Source organism: Streptomyces sp. NPDC027962, assembly GCF_055566095.1.
The window spans coordinates 23,866-41,419 of sequence record NZ_JBVHTA010000044.1; the positions used below are offsets into that span (position 1 = coordinate 23,866).

The following is a 17,554-nucleotide window of genomic DNA, read 5'->3' on the forward strand; positions in this document are numbered from 1 at the left end:
ATTCTCATGACAGACGCACTCAAGCGCCTCTCCGACGAAGGCGTCGCGATCTGGCTGGACGACCTTTCGCGCACGCGGATCACCTCGGGCAACCTGGCCGAGCTGATCGACCAGCAGCACGTCGTGGGCGTCACCACCAACCCGTCGATCTTCCAGAAGGCGATCTCCTCGGGCCAGGGGTACGACCAGCAGCTGGAGGACCTCGCGGCCCGCAGGGTGACCGTCGAGGAAGCCCTCCGCATGATCACGACGGCGGACGTCCGTGACGCCGCCGACGTGCTGCGCCCGGTCTACGACCGCACGGGCGGCCAGGACGGCCGGGTGTCGATCGAGGTCGACCCCCGTCTCGCACACAACACGAAGGCGACGATCGCGGAGGCCAAGCAGCTGGCCTGGCTGGTGGACCGGCCGAACACCTTCATCAAGATCCCGGCCACCAGGGCGGGCCTGCCGGCGATCACCGAGGTCATCGGCCTCGGCATCAGCGTCAACGTCACTCTGATCTTCTCGCTGGAGCGTTACCGCGAGGTCATGGACGCCTACCTGGCGGGTCTCGAGAAGGCCAAGGCCGCGGGCCTCGACCTGTCCAAGATCCGCTCGGTCGCCTCGTTCTTCGTGTCCCGCGTGGACACCGAGGTCGACAAGCGTCTGGACGCGCTGGGCACCCCGGAGGCCAAGGAAGCCCGTGGCAAGGCGGCCGTGGCCAATGCGCGGCTCGCCTACGAGGCGTTCGAGGAAGTCTTCTCCTCCGACCGCTGGGCCGCGCTGGACAAGGCACAGGCCAACAAGCAGCGTCCGCTGTGGGCCTCGACCGGCGTCAAGGACAAGGCCTACAAGGACACCCTGTACGTCGACGAGCTGGTCGCGCCGGGCACGGTGAACACCATGCCGGAGGCCACCCTCGAGGCCACGGCCGACCACGGCGAGATCACCGGTGACACGGTGCGCGGCGCGTACGACCAGGCGCGCGCCGAGCTGGAAGCGGTCGCCGCCGTCGGTATCTCGTACGACGAGGTCGTCCAGCTGCTCGAGGACGAGGGCGTCGAGAAGTTCGAGGCGTCCTGGAACGACCTGCTCAAGTCGACCGAGGCGGAACTCAAGCGCCTCGCACCCTCGGAGGACTGAGCGACTTGTCCGGTATTGACGGAGCCAACCCGCTCCGTGATGCTGCCGACCGACGGCTCCCGCGCATCGCGGGGCCGTCGGGCCTGGTCATCTTCGGTGTCACGGGCGACCTGTCGCGCAAGAAGCTGATGCCCGCGGTCTACGACCTGGCGAACCGGGGGCTGCTGCCGCCGGGCTTCTCGCTCGTCGGCTTCGCCCGCCGCGAGTGGGCGGACGAGGACTTCGCGCAGGAGGTCCACGACGCGGTCAAGCAGCATGCGCGTACGCCGTTCCGTGAGGAGGTCTGGCAGCAGCTCATCCAGGGGATGCGCTTCGTCCCGGGCACCTTCGACGACGACGACGCCTTCGAGCAGCTGAAGTCCACCATCGAGGACCTCGACAAGGTGCAGGGCACCGGTGGCAACTTCGCGTTCTACCTCTCCGTGCCGCCCAAGTTCTTCCCCAAGGTCGTCCAGCAGCTGAAGAAGCACGGGCTGGCGGACCAGAAGGAGGGCTCCTGGCGGCGCGCGGTCATCGAGAAGCCGTTCGGCCACGACCTGGTCTCCGCCAAGGAGCTCAACCAGGTGGTGCACGAGGTCTTTCCGCCGAACGAGGTCTTCCGTATCGACCACTACCTGGGCAAGGAGACCGTCCAGAACATCCTGGCGCTGCGGTTCGCCAACACGCTCTTCGAGCCCATCTGGAACCGGTCCTACGTCGACCATGTGCAGATCACGATGGCCGAGGACATCGGCATCGGCGGCCGGGCGGGCTACTACGACGGCATCGGCGCCGCCCGTGACGTCATCCAGAACCACCTGCTCCAACTGCTCGCGCTGACTGCCATGGAAGAGCCCGCCTCCTTCGACGCGGACGCGCTCGCAGCCGAGAAGACCAAGGTGCTGGGCGCGGTGAAGCTGCCCAAGGACCTTGCGAAGGACACCGTCCGCGCGCAGTACACGGCGGGTTGGCAGGGTGGAGAGAAGGCCGTCGGCTATCTGCGGGAAGACGGTATCGACCCGAAGTCGAAGACCGACACGTATGCCGCGATCAAGCTGGAGATCGACAACCGCCGCTGGGCGGGGGTCCCCTTCTATCTCCGCACCGGCAAGCGGCTGGGACGGCGCGTCACCGAGATCGCGGTCGTCTTCCAGCGCGCACCGCACTCGCCGTTCGACTCCACCGCCACCGAGGAGCTCGGACACAACGCGCTGGTCATCCGCGTCCAGCCGGACGAGGGCGTGACCATGCGGTTCGGCTCCAAGGTGCCCGGCACGTCGATGGAGGTCCGGGACGTCTCGATGGACTTCGCCTACGGCGAGTCGTTCACGGAGTCGAGCCCGGAGGCCTACGAGCGCCTCATCCTCGATGTGCTGCTCGGCGACTCCAACCTCTTCCCGCGTGTGGAGGAGGTCGAGCTGTCCTGGAAGATCCTCGACCCGATAGAGGACTTCTGGGACGCGAACGGCAAGCCGGCGCAGTATCCGGCCGGCACCTGGGGGCCGGACGAGGCGGACGAAATGCTCGCACGAGACGGACGGAGCTGGCGTCGGCCATGAAGATCGACCTTACGGACACCACGGCCAGCAAGATCAACAAGGCGCTGGTGCAGGGCCGCCGCGCGATCGGCACCCCGGCCGTCGGCATGGTCCTCACCCTGGTCATCGTGACCGATGAGGAGAACGCCTACGACGCGCTGAAGGCCGCCAACGAGGCGTCCCGCGAGCACCCCTCGCGCACCCTCGTTGTCATCAAGCGGGTGTCGCGTTCGCCGCGTGACCGGTCCAAGGCCCGGCTGGACGCCGAGGTGCGGGTCGGCGCGGACGCGGGCACCGGCGAGACGGTCGTCCTGCGGCTGTACGGCGAGGTCACAAACCATGCCCAGTCGGTGGTGCTCCCGCTGCTGCTGCCCGACGCGCCCGTCGTCGTCTGGTGGCCGGTCAACGCGCCGACCGACCCGGCCCATGACCCGCTCGGCGCGCTGGCCCAGCGCCGGGTGACCGACACCTACGCCTCGGAGCAGCCGGTGCGCGAGCTGACGGCCCGCGCACAGGCGTACACCCCTGGTGACACCGACCTGTCGTGGACCCGGATCACGCCGTGGCGCTCGATGCTCGCGGCGGCGCTCGACCAGGTCGTCTGCGAAGTCACCTCCGTCGAGGTGGAGGGCGAGGAGTTCAACCCGAGCTGCGAACTGCTGGCGATGTGGCTCGCGGACCGGCTGAACGTACCGGTGAAGCGGTCGTCGTCGTCCGGCCCCGGCCTCACGTCCGTACGGATGGAGTCCAACTGCGGCCCCATCGTGCTCGACCGCCCCGACGGTTCGCTCGCCACGCTCTCCATCGAGGGCCAGCCCGACCGCGCGGTGGCACTCAAGCGCCGCGAAACGGCCGAGCTGATCGCGGAGGAACTGCGCCGGCTCGACCCGGACGACACGTACTCGTCGGCACTGCGATACGGCGTGGAGCGGCTGGGCGGGGGGACGTCGCAGGCGGCGCCCGCGTCCGCTGAGACGCCTGCGGCCAAGAAGGCGGCGCCCGCTCCGGCGGCCAGGAAGGCCGCCCCCGCGAAGAAGGCGGCGGCGAAATGACCGCGGCCGCGCAGCTCGTGGTTCACCGCGACAAGGAACTGATGGCGCAGGCCGCCGCGGCCAGGCTGATCACGAAGATCGTGGACGCCCAGGCCGCGCGCGGCTCCGCGTCGGTCGTCCTCACCGGCGGCCGCAACGGCAACGGCCTGCTGGCCGCGCTCGGTGCGTCCCCCGCACGGGACGCGATCGACTGGGCACGGCTCGACCTGTGGTGGGGCGACGAGCGGTTCCTGCCCGAGGGCGACCCGGAGCGCAACGTCACGCAGGCCCGTGAGGGGCTGCTCGACCACGTGCCGGTGGATCCGTCGCGGGTGCACGCCATGCCCGCGTCGGACGGTGCGTCCGGCTCCGACGTGGACGCGGCCGCCGCCGCGTACGCGGAGGAACTCGCCGCGGCGGCGGGCCCGGAGGACCACGGCCCGGTGCCGACGTTCGACGTGCTGATGCTGGGCGTGGGGCCCGACACGCATGTGGCGTCGCTCTTCCCCGAGCTGCCGGCGGTCCGCGAGACGGAACGCACTGTAGTCGGGGTCCACGGCGCCCCCAAGCCGCCGCCGACTCGCATCTCGCTCACCCTGCCGGCGATCCGCGCGGCGCGCGAGGTGTGGCTGCTGGCGGCAGGCGAGGACAAGGCGGAGGCGGCGGAGATCGCGCTGTCCGGCGCGGGCGAGATCCAGGCGCCGGCGGCCGGGGCGTACGGGCGGTCCCGGACGCTGTGGCTGCTGGACCGGGCGGCTGCGTCGAAACTGCCGCGCTCGCTGTACCCGCCGGCCTCCGCGTAACGCCCACGACGCACTCGCTCACGCCGAGGCCCGGCCCGCCGCTGCGCGGTCCGGGCCTCGCGCGCTGTGCGGGCGGGGCGGGGAAAGGGCCCGCCGCACGCACACGCGCTAAGGGCTCGCGCTCTCGTCCGGGCGCAGGGCGTCGAGGATGAGGGTGAGGCCGAAGGTGAACTCGTCGGCGTAGTCGTAACCGGGCTTGAGCGCGTGCTCGGTGACGAGCTCCGTGAGGTGCGGGTAGGTGTCGGCGGGCATATCTCGCAGAATGGCGCCCGCGACCTCGTCCAGCTCCGCCGAGCCGCTGAACGGCAGGCTCAGCTCTTGGATCACGAAGCCGTACACGTAGCTGTCGATCAGCGAGAACGCGTGCGCGGCCATCGGGACGGAGAACCCGCCGACGCGCAACGCGCCGATGACGGCGTCGTGGTGGCGCAGGGTCGCGGGGCCGGGCCGGGTGCGGGAGTCCATCAGGGGGACGGCCCACGGGTGGCGCCGGAGCACGGCGCGGGCAGAGGCCGCGCGGTCACGCATGGCCCTCTTCCAGTCAGTGTCGCGCGGCGGCAGGTCGATCTCGCCGAACACCGCGTCCACCATGCCGTCGAGGACATCCTCCCTGCCTGCGACGTGGTGGTAGAGCGACATCGCCTCGACGCCCAGGGGTTCGGCGATGGCCCGCATGGTGAGCGCGGCCGAGCCCTTCTCGTCCGCCACCGCCATCGCCGTGCGAATCACACGCTCGCGACTGAGCGGGGTGCGCGCCGGCGCCCTGCGCCGGCCCTTGCCTCCCTCGCGCATCCGCTCCTCCCTTCTCTCTCCCCTTGACTGCCTTACGGCATAAGGCTAGCTTACCTTACAACATAAGGTCAGCATTCCGCAGAAAGGGCTGCGCCATGGGCACGGAGCATGTGAAGAAGGTCTGCATCATCGGGGCTTCGGGGAAGCTCGGGCAGTACATGGTCCGGCACGCACTGGACCGCGGCTACGAGGTGGTCGGCGTGTGCCGGGAGCGCAGCGTGCCGAAACTGGCCGAGTTCGAAGGCCGGATGACCGTCGTGCCCGGCCCCACGAACGACCCGGAGGTGATCCGGCGGGCGGTCGCCAGGTGCGACGGGGTGCTGACGGTGCTGGTGCCCTGGGGTGTGCAGCAGTACGCGTCGGGCACGGCGCAAGCGGTGCTCGACCACGCACGACCGGGCGCGCGCCTGGTCTTCTCCTGCGGCTGGCACATCACGCGCGACGGCAAGGACACGTACTCGCGGACGTTCCGGGCGGGCGTCCGGATCGCCGCCCTGCTGGGCAAACTCGTCCGCGCCGTCGAGATCGACGACCAGGTGGAGGCGTGCCGCCGGGTGTTCGCCAGCGACACCCGGTGGACCGTGGTGCGCGGCAGCACCCTGGAGGAGGGCGAGAGCCAGGGCCTGCCCGTGTGGAGCCGGCACGTGGGCGACCCGGTGCTGGCCGACAACCTGACGCGCCGTGTGGACTTCGCTCTGTTCATGGTCGAGGCGCTCACCGACGACGCGCTCGTCCAGGAGGCCCCGGCGATCGTCGGCCGCCTCACCCGCAGCGCCCTCGCCCACCCCGGCGTCCGCCACGACCGCGCCTAGGCTCTTTCGTTTGGCTCCGGCCGGATCAGTGAGTGGGGGTCCCACCACGCCCGCGGGGGCGTAGGGGGAGGATCTGGTGATGAGGTCTCCCGGGCCCGCCAGGGCTCAGGCATGGGTTCTCCCCGGGCCCGCCAGGGCTCAGGGGCCGGATCGCACGGCGGAGGCGGGGCACCTCCCACGCCGAAGGCGTAGGGAAGGAGGCATGGCGGAGCCATGCCGACCGACGACACCCAGCGAGGCGCGGTGCCGGGGGACGCGAGCCCGGCAAGATCCAAACGAGAGGCCCTGGCTAGTCGTGCTCCAGGAACGGCTCCAGCAGACCCGGCACCGCGTCCGACGCGAACGTCAGGCCCTCCGCCTCCCCCGCGTCGTAGATGCCGTAGGCTCCCCCGCCCGCCGCCGTCGTCGCCGTCAGGGTGATGAGGCCCGCGCGGCGCTGGAAGAGGGACCGGCGGGCGGTCCAGCCGATCACACCCGCACGCTGGAGCGCCACTGTGCTGCGGCGCACCGTGCCCGAGCGGGTGAGGAGATACGCGCCAGAGATCCCGTGGCCCAGCGCCCGGTACGCGTCGAGGGCCAGAAGCGCCGCCACCGGGAGGCCGAGCACCGCGCAGGCCACCGCGATCCACAGCAGCACGGGCGTGAGCAGCACGCCGAGGAGCGCGAGGGCCGCCGTCGGGAGCAGGACGGCGCCCACTGCCCACCGCACCCGCCGCCTGCGGGCGGCCCGCGGGTGGGCGGTCAGCAGTGACGCGTCCGTGGGGGCCGACCTCTCATGGAGCACCTGCGCCGCGACGTCGTCGGCCAGCCTCCGGGGCACCACGGGCAGCAGCACGCTGGCGTCGGCCTTCTTGTCCTTCTCGTCGTTGACCAGTCCGGTGGCGACCGCGTCCAGCCGGGCCGCGCCGAACAGGCGTACGCCCAGGGGCTCGACGAGGTCGACGCCGCGCAGTCGGCGTTCCTCGATGGATATCGAGCGGGCGGTGAACAGACCGCGGCGCACCCGCAGCGTGCCGCCGGGCTCCCGCTCCAGCCGGTAGTTCCACCATATTTCGATCCAGAGGCCGAGCGCGCCGACGATCCCCGTCGCCAGCGCGACCGCGGCCAGTACGAAGACCATCCATAGGATCGAGGTGTCCTCGAAGCGGTCCCACACCCATGCGATGACTTCGTTCCGCGCCCCGAACCACTCGCTGACCTGCATGACCGCGCCGACCGCCGCGCCGCCGAGCAGGGGCGCGACGAACGACACGGGGGCGTAGCGGATCCAGGACGGGTCGAGGACGGCGAGCGTGCCGTCGCGGTGGGCGGCGCTTTCCGTGCTTCCGGTGGCGGCCCTGGTCAGCAGCTCGAGACGGAGCCGCTCCCCCTCCGCCAGGGTGACGGCGTCGAGTTCGAGGGTGGATTCACCGCCGCCCGCCTGCTCTCCGGTGCCGATGCGGACCTTGACCAGTCCGAGGACACGCAGCAGCACGTTGGCGGTGAGGTCGACGGTGCGGATGCGCTCGCGGGCCAGGGAACGCCGTTTGATTAGGAGGAGCCCGGTGTGGAGTTCGGCCCGCTCGGGCCCGATGCGGTAGCGCGTGCGGTGCCAGCGCACGAAGTCCGCGCCGGTGCCGGCGGCGATGAGGAGCGCGGCCCCGGCCAGTACCCAGGCGAGCGCCTTCCACAGGGGCATGCCGCCGGCGAGGCCGATGAGGGTGGGCAGTCCGGCGCCGCCCGCCACACCGGCCATGACCAGGGCGGTGACGAGGACGGTCCGCCCGTCGAGCCGCCGCCAGAGGGCCTGCGGCCCGTCCGGGACCTGCGGGGAGCCGTCGCAGGTCTCCCCGGGCCTGCCCAGCCCTTCCGGGGCCCCTGCGGCGTCCCCGTCGGTGCTGGGCAGTTCAGCGGCAGGGGGGACACCCGGCGTCCGCTCGGGCTCGCTCATGTCGCGTCCCCGGGTGTCGCCTGGGTGATCCTGGTGAGGCGCTCCGCGAGTTCCGCGGCCACCTCGTGGTCAAGGCCCTCGATCCTGATGGCGCCCTTGGAGGAGGCGGTCGTGACGGTGACCGTGGCGAGCCGGAACGCCTGCTCCAGCGGTCCCCGGACGGTGTCGACGGTCTGGATGCGGGACATGGGCGCGATGCGCCACTCCTGCCAGAGCGCCCCGGTCCGCACGTACACCGCCTCGTCGGTGACCTCCCAGCGGTGCACCCGGTACCACCAGGCAGGGAAGAACGCGGTGCAGCCGAGTCCCACGGCGGCGATCGCCGCCGCCGGGATCAGCAGCCACATCCGGGCCGGCTCGATGAAGGCGCCCAGCACCAGCAGGACGGCCGCCGGGACGGCGGCCGTCAGCAGGCACTGCGCACGCCACCAGTTGACGACCCGTTCGTTCAGCCGGTTGTTCGGCGGCCGCAGCCGCACCGCGTTGTCCCCCGCCATCGGATCAGCGGCCGCGCAGTGTGCGGTACTTGCCGACGAGCCTGGCCGTCGAGCTGTCGAGCCGCTCGCCGCCCTCTCCTTCGGTGAGCACCGGCTCGATCTTCTTCGCGAGGACCTTGCCGAGTTCGACGCCCCACTGGTCGAAGGAGTCGATGTTCCAGATCGCTCCCTGCACGAAGACCTTGTGCTCGTACAGAGCGATCAACTGGCCCAGCACGGACGGCGTGAGTTCGTCGGCGAGGATCGTCGTCGTCGGGTGGTTGCCCTTGAACGTCTTGTGCGCCACCAGCTCCTCCGGCACGCCCTCCGCCCTGACCTCCTCGGGGGTCTTGCCGAAGGCCAGTGCCTGCGTCTGCGCGAAGAAGTTGGCCATCAGCAGGTCGTGCTGGGGCACGAGCCCGGCGAGCAGGGAGGGGACAGGATTGGCGAAGCCGATGAAGTCAGCGGGGATGAGCTTCGTGCCTTGGTGGATCAGCTGGTAGTAGGCGTGCTGGCCGTTGGTGCCGGGCGTGCCCCAGACGACGGGTCCGGTCTGCCAGTCGACCGGGTTGCCGTCGCGGTCCACGGACTTGCCGTTGGACTCCATGTCCAGCTGCTGGAGGTACGCGGTGAACTTGGACAGGTAGTGCGAATACGGCAGGACCGCGTGCGACTGGGCGTCGAAGAACGCCCCGTACCAGATGCCCAGCAGGCCCATCAGGAAAGGCGCGTTGGCCTCCGGGGGCGCGGTGCGGAAGTGCTCGTCGACGAGGTGGAAGCCGTCGAGCATCTCCCGGAAGCGGTCGGGTCCGATGGCGATCATCAGGGAGAGGCCGATCGCGGAGTCGTACGAGTAGCGGCCGCCGACCCAGTCCCAGAACTCGAACATGTTGGCCGTGTCGATGCCGAAGTCGGAGACCTTCTCGGCGTTGGTCGACAGGGCGACGAAGTGCTTGGCGACGGCGTCGGGGCCCACCTGGAGGTTGGTGAGCAGCCACTCGCGTGCGGAGGTCGCGTTGGTGATGGTCTCGACGGTGGTGAAGGTCTTGGAGGCGACGATGAAGAGGGTCTCCGCCGGGTCCAGGCCCCGTACGGCCTCGTGCAGATCGGCTCCGTCGACGTTCGACACGAAATGGAACGTCAGATCCCGCTCGCTGTAGGAGCGCAGAGCCTCGTACGCCATCGCGGGCCCGAGGTCGGAGCCGCCGATGCCGATGTTCACCACGTTCTTGATGCGCTTGCCGGTGTGGCCGGTCCACTCGCCGGAGCGGATCCGCTCCGAGAAGGCGGCCATCCTGTCGAGCACGGCGTGGACACCGGGCACCACGTTCTCGCCGTCGACCTCGATCACGGCGTCGCGCGGAGCGCGGAGCGCGGTGTGCAGGACCGCGCGGTTCTCGGTGGTGTTGATCTTCTCGCCGCGGAACATGGCGTCCCGCAGCTCGGCGACGCCCGTCGCGGCGGCGAGCTCACGCAGCAGCCCCAGCGTCTCTTGGGTCACCAGGTGCTTGGAGTAGTCGATGTACAGATCCCCGACCTGGAGGGTGTACGTGCTGCCGCGCTCCGCGTCCCCGGCGAACAGCTCCCGCAGATGCGTCTCCCCCAGCTGCTCGCGGTGCTTGCCGAGAGAGGTCCATTCGGGCGTCTGGTTGAGCCTGGTCTTGCCTGCGTTCATTTCGGACATCAGCCCACTTCTTCTCGTACCTGCCTGCATGCCCCGCTGCGTGTCCAACCTAATTGATCAGGCCGGTCCAAGAGGCGTTGGCGGGGCGGCGGACAAGAAAGCGGCCCGGGCAACGAGAAAGTCCGGCCGGCACCCTCGTCGGGTGTCCGGCCGGACTCAAGTACTAGATCTCGCCGCGCAGTTTGGCGAGTGCCTCGGCGAGGATCGCCTCGCCGTCCGCGTCGCTGCGCCGCTCACGTACATACGCCAGGTGCGTCTTGTACGGCTCGGTGCGCGGCGGGTCCGGCGGATTGTCCCGGTCCTGACCGGCCGGGAACCCGCACCGCGGGCAGTCCCACGTGTCGGGGACCTGTGCGTCACTGGCGAAGCTCGGCTGCGTCTCGTGCCCGTTCGAGCACCAGAAGGAGATGCGGAGGCGCGGCGCGGACTCGCCTCGCTCAGCCTCGCCCATCGGCCCCGCTCCGACCCGGCTTCCCCGGATCGCGTTGCCACTTGCCACGGTCGTAACTCCCTGCGTGATGGTGCTGCACAGCGTCTCACAGCGGCTGCGCCGCGAGTGCCCCAGTCTACGTAAGGCCCAACGCTCGTCCAGTGATTGGAGTTACACCCCAGCTCGGGACGGTTGACCGGTGGGTCAGCTGTCCAGCTTCATCAGCAGACCAAGTACGACAATGCACGCGAACCACAGCAGACCGACCACGACGGTGATGCGGTCGAGGTTGCGCTCGGCCACCGAGGAGCCGCCGACGGACGACTGCATGCCGCCACCGAACATGTCGGAAAGACCGCCGCCCTTCCCTTTGTGCATCAGCACGAGCAGCATCAGCAGCCCGCTGAAGATGATCAGGGCGATCGAGAATCCCATAACCACGGCTGGACCCTACTTCCTGGCAATTCTCTCGGAACTCAATACGGACGACGGGGGCCCGGGCTCGTGTGAGCCCCAGGCCCCCGCAAGGGTACGCCGGATCGGCGCCACCGCATACTCACAGGTTCGCCGGTCCGCTTCCGGGGCGCCCGAAGGCTGCGGCGCCCCTTCCGTTCACTGGTCGCGGAAGCGGACGATCTTGACGAACTCGTCGGCGTCCAGCGCGGCGCCGCCCACGAGGGCGCCGTCCACGTCGGGCTGCGCCATGATCGCGGCGACGTTGCCCGCCTTCACCGAGCCGCCGTACTGGATGCGGACCTTGTCGGCCAGCTCCTGCGAGTACAGCTCGGCGAGGCGGCCGCGGATCGCCCCGCAGACCTCCTGCGCGTCCTCCGGGGTGGCGACCTCGCCGGTGCCGATGGCCCACACCGGCTCGTAGGCGATCACGATCGTCTCGGCCTGCTCGGCCGGGATGTCCTTCAGGCCGCCGTCGAGCTGGGCGAGCGTGTACTCGACCTGGTTGCCGGCCTTGCGGATGTCCAGGCCCTCTCCGACGCACAGGATCGGGGTCAGGCCGTGCTTGTAGGCGGCCTTCACCTTGGCGTTGCAGATCTCGTCCGACTCGGCGTGGTACTGGCGGCGCTCGGAGTGGCCGACGGCCACGTAGGTGCACTTCAGTTTGGCCAGCATCGAACCGGAGATCTCGCCGGTGTACGCACCGGAGTCGTGCGCCGAGATGTCCTGGGCGCCGTACTTGATCTTCAGCTTGTCGCCGTCGACCAGGGTCTGCACGGAGCGCAGGTCGGTGAAGGGCGGCAGGACCGCGACCTCGACCGCGTCGTAGTCCTTGTCGGCGAGTGCAAAGGCGAGCTTCTGGACGTGAGCGATGGCCTCGAGGTGGTTGAGGTTCATCTTCCAGTTGCCCGCCATCAGCGGGGTACGGGTGGTCATGCGGGGTCAGTCCTCCAGTGCGGCGAGGCCGGGAAGCGTCTTGCCCTCGAGATACTCGAGGCTCGCGCCGCCACCGGTCGAGATGTGGCCGAATGCCTTCTCGTCGAAGCCCAGGATCCGTACGGCCGCGGCGGAGTCGCCGCCGCCGACCACGGAGAAGGCCGGGGATTCGACGAGCGCCTGGGCAACGGCCTTGGTGCCCTCGGCGTAGTCGGGGTGCTCGAAGACGCCCATCGGGCCGTTCCAGAAGACGGTGGCCGCGTCGGCGAGCTTCGATGCGTACAGCTTGCGGGTCTCGGGACCGATGTCCAGACCCTCCTCGTCGGCGGGGATCGCGTCCGCGGCGACGACACTCGGGTTGGCGGGAGCCTTGGTCTTCAGGTCCGGGAACTCCGGCGAGACCAGGACGTCGACGGGGAGCACGAACTCCACGCCCCGCTCCTTCGCCCGCTTCAGGTAATCCTTGACCGCCGGGATCTGGTCCTCCTGGAGGAGGGAGATGCCGACCTCGTGGCCCTGGGCCTTGAGGAAGGTGTACGCCATGCCGCCGCCGATGAGGATGCGGTCGGCCTTCTCCAGCAGGTGATCGATGACGCCGAGCTTGTCGGAGACCTTGGCGCCGCCGAGGACGACGACATAGGGCCGCTGCACGTCGTCGGTGAGCTTCTTGAGGACGCCGACCTCGGTCTCGATCAGGAAGCCGGCCGCGTGCGGCAGGCGGGCCGGGAGGTCGTAGACGGAGGCGTGCTTGCGGTGCACGGCGCCGAAGCCGTCGCCGACGTACACATCGGCGAGGGCCGCGAGCTGGTCGGCGAAGACGCCGCGCTCCGCGTCGTCCTTGGCGGTCTCGCCGGCGTTGAAGCGGAGGTTCTCGAGGACGGCGACCTGGCCGTTCTCGAGGTTCGCGACGGCGACGGTGGCGGACTCGCCGACGGTGTCGGTCGCGAAGGCGACCTCGGCACCGAGCAGTTCACCGAGCCGCTTGGCGGCCGGGGCGAGCGAGAAGGCGGGGTCCGGGGCTCCCTTGGGGCGGCCCAGGTGCGAGGCGACGACGACACGTGCGCCGGCCTCCGCCAGCTTGGCGATCGTCGGCCGGACGGCGCGGATACGGCCGTCGTCGGTGATGGTGGTGCCGTCGAGCGGCACATTGAGGTCGGCGCGGACGAATACCCGCTTGCCCGCGACCCCGTCGGCCAGCAGCTGGTCGATGGTCTTCATGTTTTTCTACGGCTCCTCGGAGGGCTGCACGCGCGACAGGGCTCGGACAGCGCCACATTGCGCTGCCGAGCCCTGTCGCTCACATCGTGGTGCTCGCGTTGCGGATCAGACGGTGCGGATCAGAGCTGGTTGCCGACGAAGACCGTGAGGTCGACGAGGCGGTTGGAGTAGCCCCACTCGTTGTCGTACCAGCCGAGGATCTTCACCGACTTGCCTTCCTGGACCATGGTCAGGGAGGAGTCGAAGGTGCAGGACGCCGGGTCGCTGACGATGTCGGACGACACGATCGGGTCCTCGGTGTAGAAGAGGATGCCCTTGAGGTCGCCGTCGTCGGCGGCCTTCTTGAACGCGGCGTTGACCTCGTCCTTGGTGACCTCGCGCTCCACCTCCACGACCAGGTCGGTGGCCGAGCCGGTCGGGACCGGCACGCGCATCGCGATGCCGTCGAGCTTGCCCTTGAGCTTCGGGAGGACCAGCGCGGTGGCCTTCGCGGCACCCGTGGTGGTGGGAATGATGTTCTCGGCGGCGGCGCGGGCGCGACGCAGGTCCGAGTGCGGGAAGTCCAGGATCCGCTGGTCGTTGGTGTACGCGTGGACCGTGGTCATCAGGCCCTTGACGATGCCGAAGTTCTCGTCGAGAACCTTGGCCATCGGCGCCACGCAGTTGGTGGTGCAGGAGGCGTTGGAGATGACGTGGTGGCTGGCCGCGTCGTACTTGTCCTGGTTGACGCCCATCACGATGGTGATGTCCTCGTCCTTGGCCGGAGCCGAGATGAGGACCTTCTTGGCGCCGCCCGCGATGTGCTTCTCGGCGTCGGCCTTCTTGGTGAAGATGCCGGTCGACTCGATGACGATGTCGACGCCGAGGTCGCCCCACGGGATGTCGGCGGGGTTGCGCTCGGAGAGCACCTTGATCGTGTGGCCGTCGACCGTGATGGTGTCGGCGGTGTGGGACACCTCGGCCCTGAGGCGGCCGAGGATGGTGTCGTACTTCAGCAAGTGGGCCGTGGTCGCAGTGTCACCCAGGTCGTTGACAGCCACGATCTCGATGTCTGCACCCTGCTCCAGCAGCGCGCGGAAGTAGTTACGACCGATGCGGCCAAAGCCGTTGATGCCTACGCGGATCGTCACGAAACCGATCTCCTCGTTGGTACGCCGGGTTTCGACGCCGGCGAGCTGTATGGGATGTCCCCGACCGCCTACGACCCTACCCCTCCGCGGGCCTCGTAGTGACATCGACCGCATCTGTGGCGGGACGAGGCGGCCCGTACCCGTTAGTAGGTATAAGGGCCGCCTCGCAGGCGGTTCGCCCCCTCCGGCAGCGCTGCCGCGTCAACGCCGCAGGGAGCGCAGTGCCTTGCCGATCAGCGCCGTGCGGTCGGCGGCGGCAGGGAGGTGCTCCAGACCGAAACCGAGCAGCACGGTGTCACGCGTGGTGACGGCGGCGAATGACTTGAAAAGCTCGCCGGAGCGGGCCCAGTCACCGGCGGTCTCCGGGCTCCCGACGGGTCCACCGGGGACCGTCCAGGTGCCGAGAGCGGTCTCGAAGCCCTCGGTCTCCTTCTCCGCGCCCGCGACGGCCAGCCGGGCGTCGTCCGCGAAGACGCCGCGTCCGCCGCTGCCGGGGTCGGTGACGGAGCTGAGCGAGAGCTCGACCTTCTTGCCCGCGTAGGCGCTCAGGTCGAAGGAGACCTGCTTCCAGCCGCCGGAGGATCCGGTGAAGCTGTTCCAGGCCCCGCTGGTGCCGGTCGGGGTGCAGCCCCCGGCTTGGACGGTGAGGTAGTGCCGCAGGAAGGGGTGGCCGTTGACGAAGAAGCCCGCCTCGCACTCCTCGGGGACTGCCGTGCCGGTCAGGCCGCTCGCCTCGGGGAGTGTGGTCCAGTCCTCCGCCCCGGCCGTGTGGGCCTCCAGGACGGCGTGGTCGTAGCCCGGTTCGGTGTTCCAGTTGAGGGCGAGGCGCAGTTCCGGTTCGTCGGCCGCGCTCACGCCCGTGAGGTCGACGGTGCGGGTGAGGCGCTTCCAGTCGCTGTCCTCGTGCGCGGCGGCGACCATCCACTGTCCCGCATACGGAGCGTACGGGTTGACCACTCCTTCGTAGCGGCCCGCCTGAGCGCTCTTGAACTGCGGGAAGTCCCCGGGCGGCAGGGTCTCGGAAGTGACCGTGTAGGCACCGGCCGCGTTCAGCGGGTTGGCGGGGCTGCCGGTGGCACCGGCGAGCGGTCCGGTGAATCCGGTCAGCCGCCCGGCGCCGGTGAAGGCGGTGGCGGTCGCGGCGGAGGTACGTCCGTACGCACCCAGGTAGTACTGACTGAAGTCGTTGGTCGCGGCCCGGCCGACCTGCGCGTTGCCGCCGGCCTGCTCGCCGGCCTCGATCAGCTTGCCGCCCTCGTTGAGGAAGGCGCGGAGCGCCAGCTGGGTGGGTCCGCCGGGGGCGCGGTCGCCGGTGTGGTGGACGGCCGTGGAGAAGTGGCCGAGGACGCCGAGCGGGTGCGGGACGCCCTGGGTGGCGACGTCCCAGACGACCGCCTTGCGGCCGTTGGCCTTCAGCGCGTCGGCGTACTTCCGTGCGTGCTGGTTGGGGGCCCCTTCTTCGGCGACCACCACGGTGTCGGCCCGTGGGCGTTCGGCGATCGTGTAGGTGAAGCGCTCGCTGGAGGTGGGCTTCCCGCTCCTGGTTTCTCCGGTGAACCACACCTCGACCCTGTCGCCGACGTCTCCGTCCTTGACCTTGGCGCGGTACTCGTCGAAGCGGATGTTGTCCTCGCCGCCGTAGGTCTCGCCGCCCTTCCAGGGCCTCAGAGCCATGTCGTGGGTGCGGCCGCCGTTGACGCGGTACTTGAGCTCCTTGTCGCGGACCGATTTGCGGACGACGACGGACACCTCTTGGTCGCCGCCGCGGGCGTACGAGGTGGCGAAGGGGTCGACGGTGAAGTCGGGAGCCTCCAGGCCGACCGCGGAGGACGGCCGGTCGGGGTGGGCGGCGGTCTCGGCGACGGAGAGCGCGAAGGGGATGTTCTTGGCGAACTCCGCCTGGATCAGCTTCTCGTCGTCGGGGAAATTGAAGCCGGACCGGCAGTCCTCGGCCTTCCACCTGTCGTCCGGGTCGGAGTCGGAAACGGTCTGGCAGGTGGTCATCTCCGGGGTGAACATCATCATCCCGTTGACGTTGGCCGCGTGGCCGTCCGCCTCACCGTTGGTGGTGTACAGCTCGGAGGAGACCTGCGGGTAGTAGCCGGGGACGGCGGGGTTCTCCGGGGTGCCCGCGAGGGCCTTGTAGAGGACGTCGTCGGGGGTCGGGGTGGCGACCTGCCAGCCGACGCCGTACAGCAGCAACTCGGCAGCGGAGTGGTAGTTGATGCCGTACTCGAAGCCGATGCGCTTCTGGAAGCGGTCGATCGCGACGGTCTCGGGCTCGGAGGCCGGCCCGGTGCCGCGGTAGGTCTGACTGGCCGGGACGGGGGACGAACCCTCGTTGTCGTAGCCCCACTTGTAGGCGAAGTTGCGGTTCAGGTCGACGCCGTCGGCGTTGGTGATCTCGCCGTCGCCGTCGTTGTCGCGGAGGTTCTTGCGCCACAGCCGGTTGTCGGCGGACCGGTGCGTGTGGTCGTAGCCGTCCGGGTTGGCGGAGAGCACGAACCACAGTTCGGTGGAGTTCACCACCTTGGTGATCCGCGGGTCCTTGCCGTAGTTGTCGAGGTAGTGGTGGAGCAGCCGGCGGGTCATCTCCGGGGTGATCCACTCGCGGGCGTGCTGGTTGGACATGTACAGCACGGACGGTTTGGCACCGTCCTTGGTCCGCTTGGCGCCCTTGGTCAGCTTGAGGGCGAGGATGTCCTGGCCGCGGACGGTCTTGCCGATGGAGACCACCTTGGTGATGTCCGGGTTGGCCTGCCCGGCCCTGACGATCTCCTCCTGGAGGTTGCCGTCGCCGCTGTACGGGCGGTAGACGCCGTCGCCGACCGCACGCAGCCGCGCCTCGGTCTTCACGGAGACCGTGCGCTCGGTGACCTCGACACCCTGTTTCTCCAGGCCGCGGGCCTGGGCGTCGGTGAGGAAGAGCTCGACCCGGGCAGTGCCCCGGGAGGGGGCCTGTTCACCCAGTTCGTGGGCGTCCTGGCCGAGTGCGAGGAGCAGGGGAACCTGCTCCTTGGTGACATCGGCGTTGAAGACCTTCACCGCGTCGGCGGCGTCGGCGCTGTGTCCGGCCTCGGCCTGCGCCTGGACGGCCGGTGCGGCCGCCAGTCCGCCGAGCAGCAATGCACCCGCTGCGAGGATCGATCCCGCTCTGGGCCTCATGAGTTCCCCTTGCTTCCGTGTGGCACAAAAGGACAGATGCCAGGCTCATGAC

General features: G+C 69.8%; 15 protein-coding genes. 5 read left to right on the forward strand and 10 right to left on the reverse strand.

The genetic code is table 11. The annotated features are described in order from the left end of the window. The first annotated feature begins 6 nt into the window (after positions 1-6). Genes tal through pgl form a run of 4 tightly spaced genes read left to right on the forward strand, consistent with a single transcriptional unit; the run spans position 7 to position 4,476 of the window. Entirely contained in the window at positions 7-1,125 is a 1,119-nt protein-coding gene (gene tal, locus ACZ4SA_RS30470) for a transaldolase (protein WP_468280917.1), read from the forward strand. Positions 1,126-1,139: 14 nt separating this feature from the next. Beyond that, the gene (gene zwf / locus ACZ4SA_RS30475) at positions 1,140-2,663 is read left to right on the forward strand and encodes a glucose-6-phosphate dehydrogenase (protein WP_468280958.1); all 1,524 of its coding nucleotides are present in this window, start codon (positions 1,140-1,142) and stop codon (positions 2,661-2,663) included. Next, positions 2,660-3,694, forward strand: coding sequence for a glucose-6-phosphate dehydrogenase assembly protein OpcA (gene opcA / locus ACZ4SA_RS30480; RefSeq protein WP_468280919.1), 1,035 nt, complete (start codon positions 2,660-2,662; stop codon positions 3,692-3,694). The genes zwf and opcA overlap by 4 nt, the downstream gene beginning before the upstream one ends. Continuing rightward, a complete protein-coding gene (pgl, locus tag ACZ4SA_RS30485) occupies positions 3,691-4,476 on the forward strand; it encodes a 6-phosphogluconolactonase (RefSeq protein ID WP_468280920.1) in 786 nt (261 codons plus the stop codon). Before opcA ends, pgl begins: the two co-directional genes overlap by 4 nt. 108 nt (positions 4,477-4,584) lie before the next feature. Here the strand turns inward: pgl and ACZ4SA_RS30490 are convergent, their stop codons facing one another. After that, the gene (locus ACZ4SA_RS30490; RefSeq protein WP_468280922.1) at positions 4,585-5,268 is read right to left on the reverse strand and encodes a TetR/AcrR family transcriptional regulator; all 684 of its coding nucleotides are present in this window, start codon (positions 5,266-5,268) and stop codon (positions 4,585-4,587) included. 95 nt (positions 5,269-5,363) lie between these two features. On the opposite strand from ACZ4SA_RS30490, the gene ACZ4SA_RS30495 reads away from it, so the two are divergent. Then, positions 5,364-6,080: an NAD(P)-dependent oxidoreductase gene (locus ACZ4SA_RS30495; RefSeq protein WP_468280923.1), complete on the forward strand. Its 717-nt coding sequence runs from the start codon at positions 5,364-5,366 to the stop codon at positions 6,078-6,080. A 289-nt stretch (positions 6,081-6,369) separates the two neighbouring features. Here ACZ4SA_RS30495 and ACZ4SA_RS30500 read toward each other — a convergent pair whose 3' ends face one another. The 9 genes from ACZ4SA_RS30500 to ACZ4SA_RS30540 form a co-directional block, all read right to left on the reverse strand. Next, on the reverse strand, positions 6,370-8,010 hold the full coding sequence (locus ACZ4SA_RS30500; protein ID WP_468280924.1) for a PH domain-containing protein: 1,641 nt from the start codon (positions 8,008-8,010) through the stop codon (positions 6,370-6,372). After that, complete coding sequence (locus ACZ4SA_RS30505) at positions 8,007-8,507, reverse strand: PH domain-containing protein (RefSeq protein ID WP_468280925.1); 501 nt, start codon at positions 8,505-8,507, stop codon at positions 8,007-8,009. Before ACZ4SA_RS30505 ends, ACZ4SA_RS30500 begins: the two co-directional genes overlap by 4 nt. 4 nt (positions 8,508-8,511) lie before the next feature. Next, a complete protein-coding gene (gene pgi / locus ACZ4SA_RS30510; RefSeq protein WP_468280960.1) occupies positions 8,512-10,161 on the reverse strand; it encodes a glucose-6-phosphate isomerase in 1,650 nt (549 codons plus the stop codon). A 172-nt stretch (positions 10,162-10,333) separates the two neighbouring features. Further along, positions 10,334-10,669, reverse strand: coding sequence for an RNA polymerase-binding protein RbpA (locus tag ACZ4SA_RS30515; protein WP_003957010.1), 336 nt, complete (start codon positions 10,667-10,669; stop codon positions 10,334-10,336). A 135-nt stretch (positions 10,670-10,804) separates the two neighbouring features. Then, positions 10,805-11,035: a preprotein translocase subunit SecG gene (gene secG / locus ACZ4SA_RS30520; protein WP_005318972.1), complete on the reverse strand. Its 231-nt coding sequence runs from the start codon at positions 11,033-11,035 to the stop codon at positions 10,805-10,807. A gap of 177 nt (positions 11,036-11,212) precedes the next feature. Then, positions 11,213-11,989, reverse strand: coding sequence for a triose-phosphate isomerase (gene tpiA / locus ACZ4SA_RS30525; protein ID WP_468280926.1), 777 nt, complete (start codon positions 11,987-11,989; stop codon positions 11,213-11,215). A gap of 6 nt (positions 11,990-11,995) precedes the next feature. Then, entirely contained in the window at positions 11,996-13,207 is a 1,212-nt protein-coding gene (locus ACZ4SA_RS30530; RefSeq protein WP_468280927.1) for a phosphoglycerate kinase, read from the reverse strand. 119 nt (positions 13,208-13,326) lie between these two features. Continuing rightward, positions 13,327-14,337: a type I glyceraldehyde-3-phosphate dehydrogenase gene (gene gap / locus ACZ4SA_RS30535; protein ID WP_468280928.1), complete on the reverse strand. Its 1,011-nt coding sequence runs from the start codon at positions 14,335-14,337 to the stop codon at positions 13,327-13,329. Between the two features lie 201 nt (positions 14,338-14,538). Next, positions 14,539-17,502 carry a M14 family metallopeptidase gene (locus tag ACZ4SA_RS30540; RefSeq protein ID WP_468280929.1) on the reverse strand — a complete coding sequence of 988 codons (2,964 nt, stop codon included), beginning with the start codon at positions 17,500-17,502 and terminating at the stop codon, positions 14,539-14,541. Positions 17,503-17,554: the final 52 nt, after the last annotated feature.

What these genes read in the sequence shown, in the direction of transcription:
- tal (WP_468280917.1), top strand. Translation starts at nt 7, where the DNA reads ATGACAGACGCACTCAAGCGCCTCTCCGACGAAGGCGTCGCGATCTGG.
- opcA (WP_468280919.1), top strand. Translation starts at nt 2,660, where the DNA reads ATGAAGATCGACCTTACGGACACCACGGCCAGCAAGATCAACAAGGCG.
- pgl (WP_468280920.1), top strand. Translation starts at nt 3,691, where the DNA reads ATGACCGCGGCCGCGCAGCTCGTGGTTCACCGCGACAAGGAACTGATG.
- ACZ4SA_RS30490 (WP_468280922.1), bottom strand. Translation starts at nt 5,268, where the DNA reads ATGCGCGAGGGAGGCAAGGGCCGGCGCAGGGCGCCGGCGCGCACCCCG.
- ACZ4SA_RS30495 (WP_468280923.1), top strand. Translation starts at nt 5,364, where the DNA reads ATGGGCACGGAGCATGTGAAGAAGGTCTGCATCATCGGGGCTTCGGGG.
- ACZ4SA_RS30500 (WP_468280924.1), bottom strand. Translation starts at nt 8,010, where the DNA reads ATGAGCGAGCCCGAGCGGACGCCGGGTGTCCCCCCTGCCGCTGAACTG.
- ACZ4SA_RS30505 (WP_468280925.1), bottom strand. Translation starts at nt 8,507, where the DNA reads ATGGCGGGGGACAACGCGGTGCGGCTGCGGCCGCCGAACAACCGGCTG.
- pgi (WP_468280960.1), bottom strand. Translation starts at nt 10,161, where the DNA reads ATGAACGCAGGCAAGACCAGGCTCAACCAGACGCCCGAATGGACCTCT.
- secG (WP_005318972.1), bottom strand. Translation starts at nt 11,035, where the DNA reads ATGGGATTCTCGATCGCCCTGATCATCTTCAGCGGGCTGCTGATGCTG.
- tpiA (WP_468280926.1), bottom strand. Translation starts at nt 11,989, where the DNA reads ATGACCACCCGTACCCCGCTGATGGCGGGCAACTGGAAGATGAACCTC.
- ACZ4SA_RS30530 (WP_468280927.1), bottom strand. Translation starts at nt 13,207, where the DNA reads ATGAAGACCATCGACCAGCTGCTGGCCGACGGGGTCGCGGGCAAGCGG.
- ACZ4SA_RS30540 (WP_468280929.1), bottom strand. Translation starts at nt 17,502, where the DNA reads ATGAGGCCCAGAGCGGGATCGATCCTCGCAGCGGGTGCATTGCTGCTC.